The following is a 17319-nucleotide window of genomic DNA, read 5'->3' on the forward strand; positions in this document are numbered from 1 at the left end:
GCCTCCTACTTATTGCGCATTATTTGCGCGCTCGTATAAGGTCGCCCCTTTGTTCAACGTTTGATTGCTCTTGCAACGTGCATGTCCCAACTTCTTTCAACTAGTGTTCTTTCACAGGCAATTGAACAAGAATGACATCTTTTCTCGGTTTAGAAAAGGTGATGCCTCTTGCTTCCATTTCTTTACGAATATTGATATTGACGGTCACGTCTTTGCGATCGACCTTCAGCAAACGATGAATCGCTGTATCGACTTCTTCCCGACTGATTTTCTTTTTATTGTTGATCAATACTAAAGAAATCGTATCAAAACTATCCACATAGAGAATCTGCGTCCGATCAAGCGAATACAATTTATAGTATTTGATCGCTATTTTGTCGAATAGATACTTGGAGATGTTCGGGTAAAAAGTTTCCATATTTAGATTTTGGTTTACTGGGGTTTCAATCAACTTCATGCACAACATCCTCTCTCGAAACTAATTCTGTTAAAATAAAGCGGCCAACACCGCCGTCTTCCGCGCGCTCAATGGTTCGATCACAAACTGCTTTGATCGCTGGGCTGGCATTTGCTACAGCCAAAGAAACATCCACCGCTTCAAACATCGCAAGGTCATTTTCACCATCACCGATCCCGTAGCTTTTGGCAGCGGGAAAAGCTTCTAAAAAGCTACGGATCGCCGCACCTTTGGTCGCCAATGGATCAACGATTTCCAGTGTTTGGACAAAGGATTGAAAAATCGCTGCCGTTTCTGACTGGATCATCGCCCGCAGCCGTTCTCTTTTTTCGTCTGACGCTTCCATCAGTTCGATTTTGATGACCTTTATCTCTGGATGTTCCTTCATAAACTGCAACACGTCGTCTTTATGAAGGCATTCGTTGTAGAAGAACTCGTATTTGTAGTCAGCGATGATTTGCCCTCGCTCCCCTAACTCCGCGAGTAACTGCTTACGGCTTTCTTGAAATTGCGCTTCATACAAATGCGCTTGTGGGGAAATGATGCCATGGTCAGTATGTAAGAAATAAAAAACCGCTTCTGTCTCTAAGATACCAATCACTTGTGCCAATGTCTTATAGGGTAAGGTATGCGTCAAAACAGGCGCTTCTCCTTTTATCATCAGACCGGCGCCGTTTCCGAAAATCACATCGCAGGAAAGGCCTTCTTCCGCCATCATATCTTGAACAAGCTCAAATCCTCGCCCTGTGACAAACACAAAGTGATCCCCTTGGGCTTGCAAACAACGGATGGCTTCTTTATTGATCTCATGAATCGGGTGCCCCATTTCTTGAAACGTCCCATCAATATCAGAAAAAACTATTTGCATCTTATCTTCCTTTCTTTGTTATAATTATAGCACATTTTAAAAAACGCAAAAAAATTTTCTTGACTTTGTCGTTACGTCAACCTTTAGGATACAGGTGTAAGGAGGGAAAAGCCGATGGAATATACGATCAGTGCCTTAGCCAAACTGTCAGGAGTCAGCAGCCGTACCCTGCGGTATTATGATCAGATCAAGTTGTTACAACCGCAACGCACCAACTCAGCTGGTTACCGTATCTACGGGAGACAGGAAGTCGATCGCCTACAGCAGATTTTGTATTTTAAGTCTTTTGGGCTGTCATTAGAAACGATCCGCGGGATCTTGGATGAGCCGCAAGCATCGATCCAAACGGTCTTGTTGCAGCATTACCAACAGCTTTTACAAGAGCGAGCAGCCCTGGACAGTCTTTTGACCACCTTAGCGCAAACAATTGATTATTATGAAGGAGAAAAGACGATGACCGATCAAGAGAAATTCAGTTATTTTAAGAAACAAAAAATTCGTGAAAACGAAGCAAACTACGGTGCCGAGTTACGAGAAACCTACGGTGAGGAGATCATCGAAAAAAGCAACCAAAAGTGGCAGCAGATGACCCAAGTCAATTATCAAGCACTGACCGACAACGAAAACCGCTTATTACAGCTGTTAAAAGAGCTATTGACTGAAAAGGAAGGGAAACGAATCCCTTCTGACAAAGCCCAAATGGCTTTTGCTGCGCATCAAGCATGGCTTAAACAAGCAGCGCCCTTTTACTCAGCAGAATATCACCGATCTTTAGGGGAAATGTACGTTCAAGACGAGCGTTTTACCGCCTATTACGATCAAAAAGCAGGCGTCGGCAGCGCGCAGCTGTTGAAACAGATCATTGACCATTACACCAAATCCCATTAAAAAAACGATGCGCAAGCACTGCCCGCTCAGGGGCACTGTTTGCGCATCGTTTCGTCTATGCTATCGTTTGATGAACTCATAGGACATGCGATAGTTGCCGCTTTTTTCCATTATCGCCAATTGGACGGCAGTCTCCCCGCAAGCTTGCAAGTGATGATCGATCGTTGAAAGCTGTAGCAGCTCACTGATGTATAAATTGTCCCGTCCAATCACGAGCCATTCTCCCGGCGCCTGTGACTGGATCCCAGCAGCAACATGATCCCCATTGGTGAAAATCGCTTCGATCCCTTTATCTGCAAAATAAGCAGCTGCTTCTTTGCCATCTTCTTCCGTCAAACAATCCCAAAAGATCAAGTCTTCGGAAAAAGTCGAAAAATAGTCATGAGCCAAACGGACCGTGATTTTTGAATTGCTGCTGAGCTTGCGGCTACGTCCCAATGTCACGCCAATTTTCTGGATACCTTGTTCCTTAAAATACGTAAAGACTTCTTTGATCGATTCCTCTCGATCAATATAGGTGCAACCGTCAGTCAAATACGAGATATTCTCACAAAAGACGATGCGACCGTAAGAACGATAAGGCAATAAGGTTTCGATCGGATTCGCCCGCGAGGCAATGATCAAGGCATCAAAGCTTTTCGCCGCAAATTCTTGCAAATACGCTTCCTCTACTTGCGGATCATAGTTCGTGGCTAAAAGCGTAACCTTATAGCCCCGAGCAAACGCTGCTGTTGTGATGCCGCTCAACAAGCGATCGAAGTACGGATGATTGACAAATGGCAGAATCACACCAATATTTTGGGTTTTGCCAACACTCAATGCCCGCGCGGTGTAATTTGGAATATAGTTGACCTCTTTCATGACAGCCAGGATCTTACGACGCTTTTCTTCACTGACATACGGATTGTTATTAATGACTCGTGAAACCGTTGAGACCGAATAGCCGGTCAAGCGTGCAATATCCCGAATGTTTGCCATGACTCACTGCTCCTTAAACGAATAATTGTTCTTTCATATAGTCTATCACACTTAGCCCACATGTATAAAATTCATAGTAATCGTTGTGATGAATAAATCCGATCCGCTGAGACCCGAAGTGTTCATCACACGTCAAGTGACTGATCTCATCCACAGGAATTTCTACTAATCGTTCTTGAAAGAACCCTTTTGGCTTCGTCAATACCAGTTGTTGTCCATCAAAAGCCAACGTTACATAACAACATTCCGCACCATTTTTCTTCATGTATGTATTCATTTTTTCATCCCGCCTTCCTTTTTATAAATCAAGCATACTGTATGAAACGCGTCTCAGAGCAAGTCATTTGTTTCACTTTTTAACAAAAACCGTTCGACCTTCATGTGAATTACTTCGCATATTTTGCTTTTGTTGGTACAATAAAAAGAGAACAGTGCGAAAGGAAGCGCAATTTTTTAAGGAGGACCGCAAAGTGACATTAGAAGAAGCTTTTTTATTAGACACCTTGCGTTGCCGCTTCAAGTTTTTAAGAGAAGAACGCGGATTGAGCCCAAAAGAAGTATGCCAGCATCTCGATGTGTCTTACCCCGATTACACCTTATACGAAGCAGGCGATCGCTTACCCGATGTATTGACGCTGTTACACGCAGCTTCCCTCTATAATGTCTCTGTCGATTACTTACTAGGACAGACAGAACGACCAGAACGGTATTTATGCTAACAATCGACTTTATCGAAAAAACGATCAAATGGTCGTTTTTTCTTTTGCCTCTTTCCCACTTCTCATCGATTAGCAACAATTGTTATCTAATCAAATGAAAAAAATCAAATCATGCGGTTCTTCTTGAAAAAAAATGATAGAATAAACCATCATACATAGAAGGAGTTCAAATAAACATGACCTATGCACTAGAACTAACCGATTTACGCAAAGTCTATGCTACCGGCGTTGAAGCGTTGCGGGGCATAAATTTGACGGTGGAAGAAGGCGACTTTTATGCCTTGTTAGGCCCAAACGGCGCTGGAAAGTCCACCACCATCGGCATTATCACCTCTCTTGTCAATAAATCTTCCGGAAGCGTCAAAGTCTTCGGCTACGATTTAGACAAAGAATTGGTCCAAGTCAAACAACAGATTGGTCTGGTTCCCCAAGAATTCAATTTCAATCCCTTTGAAACGGTCCAGCAGATCGTCGTCAATCAAGCTGGGTATTATGGTGTCCCCCGCAACGAAGCCATCAAGCGCAGCGAAAAATACTTGAAGCAGTCGAATTTGTGGGAAAAACGCAATGTTCGTGCGCGGATGCTGTCGGGCGGGATGAAACGCCGTTTGATGATTGCTCGTGCCCTGATGCATGAACCACGGCTATTGATTTTGGATGAACCGACGGCAGGTGTCGATATCGAATTGCGTCGGGAAATGTGGAGCTTTTTGCGGGAGCTGAACCAAAATGGCACAACGATCATTTTGACGACCCATTATTTAGAAGAGGCGGAAATGCTTTGCCGCAACATCGGGATCATTCAATCTGGTGAACTGATCGAAAACACCAGCATGAAATCCTTGTTGGCAAAACTGCAATTTGAAACCTTTCTTTTTGATATCGCACCGATCAAACAAGCACCAACGATCACTGGATATCCGATCCAAATGGAAGATGAACAGACCATCGCCGTTGAAGTCGCTCGAGACCAAGGCGTCAACGATCTTTTTGCTCAATTCAGCCAGCAAGGGATCAATGTCCTCTCCATGCGCAACAAATCCAATCGCTTGGAAGAACTATTTTTGAAAATCACCGAAGAAGCACACGAAGCGGAGGAAAACCATGTTTAGTCTTTATTTTACAGCCTTAAAAAGTTTAGCGGTCAAAGAGACCAACCGCTATCTACGGATTTGGGTGCAGACCCTCGTCCCACCCGTCATCACTACTTCCTTATACTTCATTATCTTTGGGAAAATGATTGGCAGCCGCATCGGCGAAATGGGCGGCTTTTCTTATATGGAATTTATCGTTCCTGGGCTGATCATGATGTCGACGATCACCAGCTCTTACTCCAATGTGTCTTCTTCCTTCTTTTCACAGAAGTTTCAAAAAAACATTGAGGAACTCTTAGTGGCGCCGGTTCCTACTCACGTCATCATTTGGGGCTTTGTCTTTGGCGGACTTGGCCGTAGTATCTTGGTGGGCACATTGGTGACCATCATTTCCCTTTTCTTCGTGCCATTACATGTGTATTCTTGGGTCATCGTTGTCTTAACCCTAGTCATGACCGCCATCTTATTTTCATTAGCAGGGTTGCTAAATGGGATCTTCGCCCAATCCTTTGACGATGTTTCCATCGTGCCAACCTTTGTTTTACAACCATTGACCTATCTTGGAGGCGTCTTTTACTCCATCAGCATGCTGCCGCCGATTTGGCAAACGATCTCCAAAGTCAACCCGATCGTGTATATGATCTCTGGTTTCCGCTACGGCTTTTTAGGCACCATCGATGTCCCAATTTTCCTATCCATCGGTATTTTGGTCTTGTTCATTGTTGTCTTATACAGCGTATGCTGGTACTTGATCCAAAAAGGCCGCGGGCTGCGTAGTTAATTGCAATAAAAAAAAGATGAACTTCATTAATGAAGCTCATCTTTTTTTTTTATTAGGCATTCAAAACGACTTTTTCCAGCAATGCACCGGCTTGGTGTCTGCCTTCTAAATCAGTACTTCCAGAAAATTGCTGCACGCGATCCATGTTGGTGATCAAAACGATCACCATGGTTTCTTTGCCTTGCTGCTTGATATAAGGTAGATCCATTTGTGCCAGTTTGGTTTGCGGAGTGACTTGCTCCCCAGCTTTGACAAAGACATCAAAGCCTTGTCCGCCAAGTGAAACTGTATCGATCCCCATATGCACAAGAACTTCAACGCCGTTTTGGGTTTTGATCCCGACGGCATGTTTTGAAGGGAACACAGTGGTGACTTCGCCACTGACCGGTGCAAAGATTTGCCCATCTTGTGACTCGATGGCATAGCCTTCTCCCATCATTTTCGTTGAAAAAACTTCATCTGGTACATCTTCTAATGGGACATATTCTCCATGGGTCACGGCATGCAGATCCACTTCGTTGGTGTAACGATCGCCTTCGGCTGCTTGATTTGGTACCAAGAACCAGCTCATTGCAAAGGATAAGCCGATTGCCAAGATGATCCCTAAAACAGCATAGATAAAGTATTCCCCAATATAGGCTGGCAAACTAAAGATACTTGAAAGAATGTACCCATAAATCCGAACACCGAAGAAACTGATGAAGGCAGACGCCACAGAACTACCAACTGTTGCTGCGATGAAGGCTTTTTTATACTTCGACAAAATCCCGAATAACGCAGGTTCTGTGATCCCTAACAAGCCCGAAACAGCCGAAGATAGAATGATCGATTTTTCTTCTTTGGTTTTGACTTTGAAATAAATAGCTGCTGTTGCGCCGGTGATTGCCATATTTGCCATAAACATCATTGGCATCAACATGTCATACCCTTGATTGGCGAAGTTTTGCAAAGCGATCGGGGTCATGGCATGATGCAGACCCGTGAAGATTGCGATTGGACGAATCGCCCCTACCACAATTCCTGCTAAGACAGGCGAGATAGTGAATAACCCAGCCACGCCAGCAGCCAGTAAGTTTCCTAGATGGATACTGATTGGGCCAATGACCGTTAATGTCAAGATACCAGCGACAAACAACGAAATCGTCGGTGTAAACACGGTACGCAGCACTTGTGGTAAGAGTTTATCGACCCAACGGTAAATATAGCTAAGCGCTAGCACGGCAAAGATAATGGGAATCACTGTCCCTGCATAGTTAAAGACGGGTACTGGCAGTACGCCGAACAAACGAAAGGCGGAAATGCTTCCTTCGGCTACCGCATTGGTCATCGTTGGAAATTGCAGCGTTGCCGCGATTGCGATCGCTAAATATTGATTGGTTTTAAAAATCCGAGCGGCTGAGGCAGCAACAAAAAATGGCAAGAATGTAAATACGCCGCTCGCGATCATGTCGATCACTAAATAGGTGTCTGTTTGATTAGAGATGACATTCAAAGCCACCAGTCCAGCCATTAATCCTTTGATCATTCCTGCGCCAGCGATAGCTGGAACGATCGGACCAAAAACGCCAGAAACGGTATCCATAAATAAGGAAACGGCTCCTTTTTTCTCTGATGTTTCCCCTTGGTTCGCTTCATCAAGACCTAATTCTTTGGCTAAAGGTGCATAATAATCAGCAACATCCGTTCCTATCACTACTTGCAGCTGATTGCTTTGATATTTTGTTCCTACGACTTTGGGTGTTTTTTCTAACGCCGCATAGTCGACTTTTTTCTCATCCTTTAAATCAAAACGCAAGCGAGTCATACAGTGCCATGCATTGTTGATATTTTCTGATCCGCCAACATCTTTAATAATCTGTTTTACGATGTCTTCTTTGGTCATCTTTTTTTCCCCCTGTTGTTTGCTAACGGTCCTGATCCTTTTGACGGGCGCCCTTTCAGGTGTTTCCGTTTTCACACACATAGTAGCATGCTCACACATACTTGTAAAACCAGTCCTTTTTTGATAAAAACAGAATAAAAACGCTATATATCAACGTTTTATTGTAAAACAGTAAAAAATTGGACTGGTTTTATGGTGTATATCTAGTTTTTATTAGACCAAATTGACAGCGGTTGCCAAGCATGTTTCAATGGCTATAGCAACTAGAGACAAAAATTGGAGTGAATGAAATGACACCAACGATCATCACCGACGTCAAAGCCTTTGCGATCAAACCTGATCGCCATAACCTTGTTGTCGTTAAAGTAGAAACGAACAAAGGCGTATCTGGGTTAGGCTGCGCAACCTTCCAGTTTCGCCCACTAGCCGTAAAAACCGTCGTTGACGAGTATTTACGCCCCCTCTTACTTGGCCGCGATGCCAATCAAATCGAAGATCTTTGGCAAGTGATGAATGTCAATTCTTACTGGCGGAATGGTCCAATCACCAACAATGCCATCTCAGGAGTTGACATGGCTTTGTGGGACATCAAGGGACAATTAGCCGATATGCCATTGTATCAACTGTTAGGTGGAAAAGCGCGTACGGCGATTCCCGCCTATACTCATGCCGTGGCAGATAATCTAGAAGATCTTTATCAAGAAATCGATCGCTTCTTGGCTGAGGGGTATCGCTATATCCGTTGTCAATTAGGCTTTTATGGTGGAAATCCTAGCCAACTGCAAACACCCGATCAGCCCATCGCTGGTTCCTATTTTGATCAAACAGACTACATGGACACAACACTGAAAATGTTTGCTGCGATCCAAGAACGATACGGCAATCAATTTCAAATGCTGCATGACGTGCATGAACGGCTGCATCCAAACCAAGCGATTCAATTTGCAAAAGCCGCTGAACCTTTTAATCTCTTTTTCCTAGAAGATATTTTGCCGCCGGATCAAAACAAGTGGTTGCAGCAACTCCGCAGCCAGTCGGCGACCCCGATCGCGACCGGCGAATTGTTCAATAATCCGATGGAATGGCAAGAGCTAGTCAAAAATCAACAGATTGACTTTATGCGTGCCCATGTCTCACAAATCGGTGGGATCACGCCAGCATTGAAATTGGCTCACTTCTGCGATGCGATGGGCATTCGGATCGCTTGGCACACGCCGTCTGATATCAGCCCTGTCGGCTTAGCCGTCAACACCCATCTAAATATCCATCTGCACAATGCCGCGATCCAAGAAACGATTGCGATCCCAGCAAATACCCAGTCGGTCTTTGGTGGCAGTCCGCAACCAGAAAACGGCTATTTTTATCCGATCGAGAAAAGTGGGATCGGAATCACGTTCGATGAAGCAGCAGCTGCGGAATTTCCCGTGGTTTACCGTCCTCATGAATGGACCCAGAGCCGTACACCAGACGGCACATTGATCACTCCTTAAACACAACAAAAGACATCCCCTGTCCAACCGACGGGGGATGTCTTTTGTTCTTTCTGGATAAAAAAGACGCAACTGGCAAATTTGCTTTTCCAAATCAATCGATGCGTGAGCGATGGATCTCACGGTCAAAGGGACGGATGTAGGTCACGGCATAATCAATGGCAACGATATTACTGAACTCATACACGCGGCCGTCTTCTAAAATCGCCCGATTGCTGATCTGCATTGCCGGCGTCCCCCGCTTGCACAATAAAATGCCCGACTGCGCAGTCGATGTGGTGATGGGGGTATAGCTGGTGATGTAGTGGGAAATGCGGTACCCGCAGCTTTCGACATAGCGTTGGATCGAGTGCTCCACGATTTCTTTTGTCAATTCGGGAAATAGGCTGACGGGCAATTTAGAGGTTTCCAGCTGTTCGATTTTGTAATTAACGATCCGCACTCGTTCAAAGGTCCAGACTTCCTCTTCTGGGCCTATTTGGAAAATCTGCTGTTCATCCAACGTTGCTGCCGCCTTATTCAAGGAAATCATTGTGGAATGGATGCGGTCATAAGGGGTGCGGGTCAAGGAATTAAAGATCATTGGGTTTTTGACCCATTTTTCATGGATAAAAATCCCTGAACCTTGTACCACTTTGACGATCCCGATCTCTTCAAGGTTTTTAATTGCTTGCTGGATCGTAAACCGAGAAACGCCATAGGTTTGCGCAAGGGTTCTTTGGTTGGGTAATTTGCCAGCAGAAAATTCTTCCTGATAGATTTTACTCAACAGATCTTGCACGATAAATTCACGTTTTTTCATAATGGCTCCTTCATTTGAGCGGGAGCGATCTCGCTCATGGACCAACTGCAAGCCTTCATATCGATACGACCACTGGCTTTGAAGACCACCCCTTCATCGACGAGTGCTGCTTTTCGCACATTGGCGGTGGGACCAACTAAGACGCCATCTGCCCGCACGACTCGATGGGCAGGGACATCCTGAGGGCTCAAGCGCATCGCTCGACCGACTGCTCGCGCGCCGTTGATTTGTCCCAATTTCCACGCAATCTGACTATAGGAGACGACTTTACCAAAAGGGATCTGCCGCGCCAGCGCATAGACTTCTTCATAGAATGGATTCATACTACTCGCTCCTTCTTTGATTCTTTCTATCATAGTACTGGATTCCCTGCCAATAGTAAATGAACTGACGCAACTTTAGCAATAGCCATACAAACACTCGATTCCTTCTCTAGCAAGCCAAGAACGAATCGAGTAGTCATTAGTTTGGAAAATCAAAGTAGGTTTTCGCATTGTGATAAGAGATATCTGCGACGATCTGCCCTAAATATATTTCATCTGCTGGTAGTTGTCCGTCTTCTACCCATTCACTGATCACCTGACACAAAATCCGCCGGAAATACTCGTGGCGTGGATAAGACAAAAAGCTGCGAGAATCCGTCAGCATGCCGACGAAGTTTCCAAGAATCCCGCCTTCTGCTAGGGTCGTCAACTGATATCGCATACCAGAATACGTATCATTGAACCACCAAGCAGAGCCTAATTGCAGCTTGCCTTTGCTCTCTTCTTGGAACGCCCCCATCAGCGCAGTCAACACTGGATAATCTTTGGGGTTCAGTGAATACAAAATCGTCTTCGGCAATAAGCTTTCCGCCTGAAGCTGCGCCAATGTCCGACTCAAGCCGCTCGCTAGACGATCGTCCCCCATCGCATCACCGCCGCTATCAGGTCCTAGTTGTTGGAAAAGTTTTTGACTGTTGTTGCGAGTCGCCATCAGATGCAATTGCGCGGTCCAGCCTTGTTTCGCATATTGGCGCATCAAGTCAATCAGCAAGCCGGTTTGAAACTGTCTGATTTCTTCATTAGTCAGTGTCTCAGTGGTCAAACGCTTTTGAAAAATCGCTTCAAGTGCAGCGCCATCATAAGCTTCCTCTCCAAGACGTGACAGACTGTGATCTGCTAAACGACAACCTTGTTGCTGGAAGTAGGAAATACGCACTGTCAATGCTTCAACCAGCGTTTGATAGCTAGTGATTTCTTTGCTCGCAGCTGCAGCCAATTGCTTAAGGTACGCTGGAAATTCTGGATTCTGCAGATTGATTGCTTTGTCAGGACGAAAGGTAGGATACACGTCAAAGGATTCTTCTGCCAGCTTTTGATGATACGTCAACGAATCAATGGGATCATCCGTCGTACAGATCACCTCAACAGCCATCTTTTTGATCAGCCCTCGTGGTGAAAATTCCTTCGTTTGCAGCTGTTGATTGGCTTTTTCCCAAATGCTTGCTGCATTGGCTGGTGTCAATCGCTCATCAATACCAAAGATTCGCTTCAATTCCAAATTGGTCCAGACATATAATGGATTGCCAATGCAAGCCTCCAAGGTCTGCGCCCAAGCACAGAATTTTTCGTAGTCGTCAGCATCGCCAGTGATCAAAGATTCTGCAACACCATTGGCACGCATCAAGCGCCATTTGTAATGGTCCCCCGCCAGCCACGCTTGGGTGAGATTGGTGAAGTTTTGGTTTTCGAAAATCTCTTTCGGCTCTAAATGGCAATGGTAATCAATGATCGGCTGCTTTTTTGCATACTCATGGTACAACTGTTTGGCAAAGCTGTTTTTCAAAATAAAATCGTCAGTTAAAAACATTTCTTCGCTCCTTTTCTTAACGCCCCACGCTCTTGTCGATGGCTTCCCACAACCCTAATAAGTAGGAAGCGCCGATCGCCCGATCATACAAGCCATAGCCTGGACGTCCCGTTTCTCCCCAGATCATTCGCCCATGATCTGGTCGAATGTAGCCGTCAAAGCCATTTTTGTACATCGCTTCTAGGATCTGATACATGTCTAATGAGCCTTCAGAGGAGAGATGCGGTGCTTCATAAAAGTCTTTGTCATTGCCCAAGTATTGAATGTTACGAACATGGGCAAAAGGAATCCGATCCCGGCGACAAAACTCAGCCAAAATCTCATAGACATTATTGGCTGGGTCTTCGGCGATACTGCCAGTACAAAGTGTGATACCATTTGACGGACTGTCGACCACGTTGCAGACCCAATCCAAATCATCGCGGTTTTTAACGATACGCGGCAGACCAAAAATCGAATAGGGAGGATCATCTGGATGAACAGCCATCTTGATGCCGACCTCTTCACAGGTGGGAATAATGGCTTTTAGGAAGTAAGCAAAGTTTTCTCTTAATTTGTCATCATCGACATCCTTATACGCAGCAAACAATTCTTTGACATGTGCCAAACGTTCTGGTTCCCAGCCTGGCAAGGTATAGCCAGAGCTTGACTCCTCAACTTCTTTGACGATCTCTTCTGGGTCTTTGTCAATCCCTGCTTTTTCAAATGCCATCGTAGAAGAACCGTCGGCTAAGCGATAATCGAGATCCGTTTTGATCCAATCGAAAATCGGCATAAAATTATAGCAGATCACTTCGATCCCATATGCTGCCAAATTACGAATCGTTTTTTTGTAGTTTTCGATATACAGGTCTCTCGAAGGCAAGCCAATCTTGATGTCATCATGAATATTGACGCTTTCGATCACCTTCAGGGAAAGGCCAACTGCTTCGACTTCTTCCACGAGCGCCTTGATCCGTTCTTTCGGCCAAACTGCCCCAGCAGGCAAATCAAAGAGTGTGCCGACGATGCCTTTCATTCCAGGAATTTGACGGATATCTGCTAACTTGATTTTATCGTAGTCTTTTCCATACCAACGAAATGTCATTTCCATTTTTTATTCGATCCCTTCTACTGTTTCATGTAATGTTTTACGGACTGCGCCGGTTCCTGCCAGCATCTTAGCGAACAAGTGACCCACCTTTTCAGTGATTCCTGCTTGATAGAGATCCAAACCAAAAATCTGCGGATTTGCTAAGATTGGTCGAATGATCCCTTGAACATCGGCGGCTGTCCCTAACTGACACTCACGTAAAATCTCTTGTAATTCTGCTAAGAGGGGATCAGGACTTGGGCCAAATGGATGGCCTTCATCATCGATCGCTAATAGATAACGCAACCAGCCTGCAATCGCTAAGGGAATGAAAGTCAGCTCAGAAGCCGAGCCTTCTTTCTTCACATACTTTTTGATGGTTTCGCCAAAACGGATGGCGATTTTCTGTGAGGTATCTGCGGCGATCCGCTGTGGAGTGTCAGGAATCAGGGGATTGGGTAAACGAAGGCCCACCACCTCATCGATAAATTTCTTTGGCTGAATGATCTCAGGATCTTCCACTACCGGCAAGCCTTCACGATAGCCGATTCCTTTGATCAAAGCAACAATATCTGGATCGGTCATTTCCGCAGCAATAGATGTATAACCGAGTAAACAGCCGAACAAACTCATTGCGGTATGCAGTGGATTCAAACAAGTTGTGACTTTCATACTATCGGTTTTGTCGACGATCTCTCGACTCGTCAAGATCACCCCCGCTTTATCCAAATTCGGGCGACCATTTGGAAAATCATCTTCAATCACCAGGTAATGAGTCGTCTCTGTGTTAGCAAACGGAGCGATATTCGTTCCTTTATCGGTACGGATGACTGGCAGCTGCTCGATCCCAGCTGCTGCTAATTCTTCTGCAACTGCTGTTGAAGGATTTGGCGTGATCCGATCGATCATTGACCACGGAAACGTCACCTGCGCGTTGTTTTCTAAGTATCGGACAAACGCTTCTGAAACATGCCCCAGCTTTTGCCATTCTTTTGCAATGGTGACAATCGCCGTTTGGAAACGGAGCCCATTTTGCGAAAAATTATCGGTGGAAACCATAGCGATCGGAAGTGCCCCTGATTGAAAACGATCCCATAAAAAGCTAGCCAAAATGCTCATTGTATGGTTGACCTGATGGGGACCCGCAGCGAGATCCGCTTGTACGACAGGTAAAAATTTCCCCTGACTGTCTTTTAAGCCATAGCCTTTTTCTGTGATCGTTACGGTAACCAACTGTAGTGACGGCTCCTGAAATACTTTGCGTATTTGCTCATAACTCGCAGCACGGGAAGGATGGCAATAATAACTAGCCGCCGTTGACTGGAGCAATTTTTTCTCCAACCGTCCCCCTTCATGCATGACCACTTCTAAAATATCATTCTCGTAAGGGGCATATACTTGATCAATCACCTGTTCATCAAAGGTTTCACAAACTACGATTCCTTTTGTCAGCGCTTGTTGATCGATCAACGTTTGGGCTACTTCTGCGTGAAATGCCCGATACAAATTTCCCCCACCAAAGTGTAACCATTGAAACTGAGTATCTGATTGATCCGTCACTTCTTTGGGAACGATCGGCATCGTAACTCCTGCCTGCTTCAAGGCAGCAAAATCAAACATCCTACTTCCTCCTTTTTCTTAAAACTGATATATTAGTATTCTAGTTCATTCTATACTGAATTGCAAGCCTTTACAAAAGGTTATTCAACTTATATACTAGTTTTATTACTCAAAACTATCCCTAGGCACCTTCCTTCAGAGTTTTTCTTTAGAAGGTAATTGAATGCCTGATACAGAAAGAAGCGTTTATGTTGAACCCTACAAATTTTCAATCACAAGCTTATGAATCAATCAAAGAGTTGATTTTAACCGCCAAACTGATTCCCGGTCAAAAAATATCTGAAAAGGAATTGGAGCAACGGCTAACCATTGGCAGGACGCCGATCCGTGAAGCAATTATTCGTCTGCGCCGTGAAGCACTGATCCATGTCGTTCCCCAAAGCGGCACCTATATTTCTAAAATCAGTATCAAACAAATTGAAGAAGCTCGTTTTGTCAGAGAGACGCTTGAAAAAGAAGTATTCGTAGCGGCCTGCCAAGCCATTACAGAAGAGCAGCTGAAAGAACTAGAAAAACTCGTTATTTTGCAGCGGACCTATGCCCAATTGAAGGATGAAATCGAGTTTTTCCAACTCGACGAGGCCTTCCATCAGTTGATTTATAAAATCGCCGACAAAGAAAATGTCTGGAATTGGCTACAAACGATCAATCTGCCTTTAAATCGCTTCCGCTTCTTACGTTTAGAGGTGGAGGAATTGTCTTGGGAAATTATTTTGCGGGATCACGAAGAAATCTTAGCCACTTTAAAAGAAAAAGACCAAGCCAAAATTGCTCCCTTGGTCGGACAACACATTGATGTCATTGATAACGATTTGATTTTTGTGGAAAAGGCCTTTCCCGATTACTTTACGGAGTAAAGCTATTTGAAAATCATGGACCTTAAAAACCACCCTCGTCGAGTAGATTGCCTACTTGACGAGAGTGGTTTCATACGCTGAACAAGCGAGAATACGCTCATTCGATTGGGTGATAACTAAAGCCTTGGCCCAGTACTTCTGAGACATTATTGACGATCACAAACGCTTTTGGGTCAATGGTCTCAATGATTTGTCTGATCTGCATAAATTCTTGGTCGCTGGCCACGATCAACAGTACTTGTTTGTCTGCTTGCTGGTAGCCGCCTTGGGCAGCCAATAGTGTGGCACCACGAGCTGTTTTATCAAAGACTGCTTCTCGAATCTCGTTCACGTGGTTCTCACTTAAGATCATGATGGATTTCTTCCGGTTAAAGCCCGTTTCAATGTAGGTCATCACACCAGAGGTGATCACGATCGATAATATCGCAAACAAGAACTCTTCAAACCCGAAAACGAACAAGTTCATGGAGACCACGATCGCATCGGTCGCCAGCAAGCCAATCGCTGGATTCAAATTAAAGTATTTCTTGAAAATCAGCGGTGGAATCGTTGTGCCACCGCTAGAAGATTGATTTTTGTACAAAATCGCTACTCCTAAAGCAAAAATCGCACTGCCAAATATCACGGAAAGCAGCCGATCTTCAGCCACCATATATTCTGGGACTAAAGCAATTGCTACTGGAAAAGCAAAACTACCATAGAGGACTTTCAAAAAAGGCCCCTTCCCTAAAAAGGCATAGGCAAGAATAAGCATGAGAATATTCAAGACCATGATCACAGCCGCTCGATCCCAACCGAGGGCTGACTCTAATAAAATACCGATTCCGCTGACACCGCCAGCTGCCACATGATGCGGGCCTAAAAATAAATTGATGCTTGCCGCTAACAAGAAAAGTGCTGCGGTGATTTTTCCATAGGTTTTCAGAATTGTCATTTGTTTCCTCTTTTCTCTGTCATTTTCACGGTTTATTCAAGCCGCTTTGCAGCCATTCTTACTCCTCACTATACGCCCATTTGATGTCACCGACAAAATTTATGTTTAGCCAGAGGGAATAACCGGAAATCTGTTGGCTGATTGCTTGATTCAATCGTTCTCGCAAGGGATCTTGCCGCCCAACTGTATCGAGAGGTGTTGCAGGTAAAATCACCACATCTAATTCCACAATGACTTGATTGCCGACTTTGGCGGTACGTAACACAAAGTCCACCACTTCTTCTGCGCGCAGTTCTTTTTCAACGATCGTCATGATGGACTCTCGTAGTTCTTCTTTCGGAGTTGAAGAAGTCAATTCCAGAATGGCCGCTTTCAACTCTTTAATCGAAAGCTGAATAAAGAACAAGGTGATCCCGATGGAGATGATTGGGTCGACATACATCGCGAAATTTCCATAGGGACTGGCTTGAATCAGCCATGACACAAGAAATGAACCGACGACACCCAGACTAAAGAAAAAGCCGAAACGCCATTGTTCTAGTTCTACCCAGTAAAAGGGATGAGTCAGTGGTTTCTTTTTTAAGTACAAGTAAAAAGAGAAACAGTAGATCGTACCAATCAGCGAGAAATACAAACCGATTGGATCAATCATGCCATCACTGACGTGTAATAAACTAAAAGCAGATTCAATGACTCCATAAATTGAGATCAGCAAGATGATACTATATTGAATAAAAACAACCAACGGCATCAACGCTTCTTTGCCGAATGGGAAACGATCAAAGTCTTGGGCTTGGATATATTTTGCCACATACAAAGCAATCAGTGACATCACTGCACCAATCAATGTATAAACACCATCTAACAAGAGGACGTTATAACTGACCAGTAACCCAAAAAGCAAGGCACCGCCGCCATAAATACTCCCAGCGACAATCGATGCCAACAAAAGATTGCGTATTTTTTTCTTTTCACTCATGATACTCCTCTTTCTTTTTTTCAAAAAAACTATCAATTTTATTGCAT

General features: G+C 44.5%; 18 protein-coding genes. 6 read left to right on the forward strand and 12 right to left on the reverse strand.

The window, feature by feature from the left end; all coding sequences use genetic code 11:
• Positions 1–100: 100 nt before the first annotated feature.
• Both IGK63_RS12600 and IGK63_RS12605 read right to left on the reverse strand, forming a co-directional pair.
• Positions 101–457: a DUF1827 family protein gene (locus tag IGK63_RS12600; protein WP_008380681.1), complete on the reverse strand. Its 357-nt coding sequence runs from the start codon at positions 455–457 to the stop codon at positions 101–103.
• On the reverse strand, positions 444–1325 hold the full coding sequence (locus IGK63_RS12605; RefSeq protein ID WP_005234118.1) for an HAD-IIB family hydrolase: 882 nt from the start codon (positions 1323–1325) through the stop codon (positions 444–446). Before IGK63_RS12605 ends, IGK63_RS12600 begins: the two co-directional genes overlap by 14 nt.
• Before the next feature lie 114 nt (positions 1326–1439).
• On the opposite strand from IGK63_RS12605, the gene IGK63_RS12610 reads away from it, so the two are divergent.
• Positions 1440–2213 carry a MerR family transcriptional regulator gene (locus IGK63_RS12610; protein WP_016612729.1) on the forward strand — a complete coding sequence of 258 codons (774 nt, stop codon included), beginning with the start codon at positions 1440–1442 and terminating at the stop codon, positions 2211–2213.
• A gap of 60 nt (positions 2214–2273) precedes the next feature.
• On the opposite strand, the gene IGK63_RS12615 is transcribed toward IGK63_RS12610, so the two are convergent.
• A complete protein-coding gene (locus IGK63_RS12615; RefSeq protein ID WP_016612730.1) occupies positions 2274–3191 on the reverse strand; it encodes a LacI family DNA-binding transcriptional regulator in 918 nt (305 codons plus the stop codon).
• Between the two features lie 13 nt (positions 3192–3204).
• Entirely contained in the window at positions 3205–3468 is a 264-nt protein-coding gene (locus IGK63_RS12620) for a hypothetical protein (protein ID WP_005228502.1), read from the reverse strand.
• A 193-nt stretch (positions 3469–3661) separates the two neighbouring features.
• Here IGK63_RS12620 and IGK63_RS12625 point away from each other — a divergent pair, with 193 nt between their 5' ends.
• The 3 genes from IGK63_RS12625 to IGK63_RS12635 all read left to right on the forward strand — a co-directional run bounded on the left by IGK63_RS12625 (position 3662) and on the right by IGK63_RS12635 (position 5785).
• Entirely contained in the window at positions 3662–3910 is a 249-nt protein-coding gene (locus IGK63_RS12625; protein WP_005234115.1) for a helix-turn-helix domain-containing protein, read from the forward strand.
• Between the two features lie 176 nt (positions 3911–4086).
• Complete coding sequence (locus IGK63_RS12630) at positions 4087–5022, forward strand: ABC transporter ATP-binding protein (RefSeq protein WP_005234114.1); 936 nt, start codon at positions 4087–4089, stop codon at positions 5020–5022.
• Entirely contained in the window at positions 5015–5785 is a 771-nt protein-coding gene (locus tag IGK63_RS12635; protein WP_005228499.1) for an ABC transporter permease, read from the forward strand. Before IGK63_RS12630 ends, IGK63_RS12635 begins: the two co-directional genes overlap by 8 nt.
• Before the next feature lie 52 nt (positions 5786–5837).
• Here IGK63_RS12635 and IGK63_RS12640 read toward each other — a convergent pair whose 3' ends face one another.
• Positions 5838–7667 (reverse strand): glucose PTS transporter subunit IIA, encoded by a 1830-nt coding sequence (locus IGK63_RS12640; protein WP_061053186.1) that lies wholly within the window; start codon positions 7665–7667, stop codon positions 5838–5840.
• 290 nt (positions 7668–7957) lie between these two features.
• On the opposite strand from IGK63_RS12640, the gene IGK63_RS12645 reads away from it, so the two are divergent.
• Positions 7958–9157, forward strand: a complete 1200-nt coding sequence (locus IGK63_RS12645; protein WP_005234111.1) for an enolase C-terminal domain-like protein — start codon at positions 7958–7960, stop codon at positions 9155–9157.
• A 94-nt stretch (positions 9158–9251) separates the two neighbouring features.
• On the opposite strand, the gene IGK63_RS12650 is transcribed toward IGK63_RS12645, so the two are convergent.
• From IGK63_RS12650 to IGK63_RS12670, 5 genes are all read right to left on the reverse strand, one after another.
• Positions 9252–9959: a GntR family transcriptional regulator gene (locus tag IGK63_RS12650; RefSeq protein ID WP_275626534.1), complete on the reverse strand. Its 708-nt coding sequence runs from the start codon at positions 9957–9959 to the stop codon at positions 9252–9254.
• Positions 9956–10282, reverse strand: coding sequence for an MGMT family protein (locus IGK63_RS12655; protein WP_008380664.1), 327 nt, complete (start codon positions 10280–10282; stop codon positions 9956–9958). Before IGK63_RS12655 ends, IGK63_RS12650 begins: the two co-directional genes overlap by 4 nt.
• A 139-nt stretch (positions 10283–10421) precedes the next feature.
• Positions 10422–11810: a glucuronate isomerase gene (gene uxaC / locus IGK63_RS12660; protein WP_275626533.1), complete on the reverse strand. Its 1389-nt coding sequence runs from the start codon at positions 11808–11810 to the stop codon at positions 10422–10424.
• A 16-nt stretch (positions 11811–11826) separates the two neighbouring features.
• Positions 11827–12903 (reverse strand): mannonate dehydratase, encoded by a 1077-nt coding sequence (uxuA, locus tag IGK63_RS12665; RefSeq protein ID WP_061053189.1) that lies wholly within the window; start codon positions 12901–12903, stop codon positions 11827–11829.
• Between the two features lie 3 nt (positions 12904–12906).
• Positions 12907–14502, reverse strand: coding sequence for a mannitol dehydrogenase family protein (locus IGK63_RS12670; RefSeq protein WP_086316519.1), 1596 nt, complete (start codon positions 14500–14502; stop codon positions 12907–12909).
• 188 nt (positions 14503–14690) lie between these two features.
• Here IGK63_RS12670 and IGK63_RS12675 point away from each other — a divergent pair, with 188 nt between their 5' ends.
• Positions 14691–15359, forward strand: coding sequence for a GntR family transcriptional regulator (locus IGK63_RS12675; RefSeq protein ID WP_005234106.1), 669 nt, complete (start codon positions 14691–14693; stop codon positions 15357–15359).
• Between the two features lie 97 nt (positions 15360–15456).
• Here the strand turns inward: IGK63_RS12675 and IGK63_RS12680 are convergent, their stop codons facing one another.
• Both IGK63_RS12680 and IGK63_RS12685 read right to left on the reverse strand, forming a co-directional pair.
• Entirely contained in the window at positions 15457–16293 is an 837-nt protein-coding gene (locus IGK63_RS12680; protein ID WP_005234105.1) for a YitT family protein, read from the reverse strand.
• 58 nt (positions 16294–16351) lie between these two features.
• Complete coding sequence (locus IGK63_RS12685) at positions 16352–17272, reverse strand: cation transporter (protein ID WP_429972518.1); 921 nt, start codon at positions 17270–17272, stop codon at positions 16352–16354.
• Positions 17273–17319 lie beyond the last annotated feature (47 nt).

Source organism: Enterococcus sp. AZ040 (genome assembly GCF_050499185.1).
In the GTDB taxonomy this organism is placed as follows: domain Bacteria; phylum Bacillota; class Bacilli; order Lactobacillales; family Enterococcaceae; genus Enterococcus_D; species Enterococcus_D entomosocium.

What these genes read in the sequence shown, in the direction of transcription:
- IGK63_RS12600 (WP_008380681.1), bottom strand. Translation starts at nt 457, where the DNA reads ATGAAGTTGATTGAAACCCCAGTAAACCAAAATCTAAATATGGAAACT.
- IGK63_RS12605 (WP_005234118.1), bottom strand. Translation starts at nt 1,325, where the DNA reads ATGCAAATAGTTTTTTCTGATATTGATGGGACGTTTCAAGAAATGGGG.
- IGK63_RS12610 (WP_016612729.1), top strand. Translation starts at nt 1,440, where the DNA reads ATGGAATATACGATCAGTGCCTTAGCCAAACTGTCAGGAGTCAGCAGC.
- IGK63_RS12615 (WP_016612730.1), bottom strand. Translation starts at nt 3,191, where the DNA reads ATGGCAAACATTCGGGATATTGCACGCTTGACCGGCTATTCGGTCTCA.
- IGK63_RS12620 (WP_005228502.1), bottom strand. Translation starts at nt 3,468, where the DNA reads ATGAATACATACATGAAGAAAAATGGTGCGGAATGTTGTTATGTAACG.
- IGK63_RS12630 (WP_005234114.1), top strand. Translation starts at nt 4,087, where the DNA reads ATGACCTATGCACTAGAACTAACCGATTTACGCAAAGTCTATGCTACC.
- IGK63_RS12635 (WP_005228499.1), top strand. Translation starts at nt 5,015, where the DNA reads ATGTTTAGTCTTTATTTTACAGCCTTAAAAAGTTTAGCGGTCAAAGAG.
- IGK63_RS12640 (WP_061053186.1), bottom strand. Translation starts at nt 7,667, where the DNA reads ATGACCAAAGAAGACATCGTAAAACAGATTATTAAAGATGTTGGCGGA.
- IGK63_RS12645 (WP_005234111.1), top strand. Translation starts at nt 7,958, where the DNA reads ATGACACCAACGATCATCACCGACGTCAAAGCCTTTGCGATCAAACCT.
- IGK63_RS12650 (WP_275626534.1), bottom strand. Translation starts at nt 9,959, where the DNA reads ATGAAAAAACGTGAATTTATCGTGCAAGATCTGTTGAGTAAAATCTAT.
- IGK63_RS12655 (WP_008380664.1), bottom strand. Translation starts at nt 10,282, where the DNA reads ATGAATCCATTCTATGAAGAAGTCTATGCGCTGGCGCGGCAGATCCCT.
- uxaC (WP_275626533.1), bottom strand. Translation starts at nt 11,810, where the DNA reads ATGTTTTTAACTGACGATTTTATTTTGAAAAACAGCTTTGCCAAACAG.
- uxuA (WP_061053189.1), bottom strand. Translation starts at nt 12,903, where the DNA reads ATGGAAATGACATTTCGTTGGTATGGAAAAGACTACGATAAAATCAAG.
- IGK63_RS12670 (WP_086316519.1), bottom strand. Translation starts at nt 14,502, where the DNA reads ATGTTTGATTTTGCTGCCTTGAAGCAGGCAGGAGTTACGATGCCGATC.
- IGK63_RS12675 (WP_005234106.1), top strand. Translation starts at nt 14,691, where the DNA reads ATGTTGAACCCTACAAATTTTCAATCACAAGCTTATGAATCAATCAAA.
- IGK63_RS12680 (WP_005234105.1), bottom strand. Translation starts at nt 16,293, where the DNA reads ATGACAATTCTGAAAACCTATGGAAAAATCACCGCAGCACTTTTCTTG.
- IGK63_RS12685 (WP_429972518.1), bottom strand. Translation starts at nt 17,272, where the DNA reads ATGAGTGAAAAGAAAAAAATACGCAATCTTTTGTTGGCATCGATTGTC.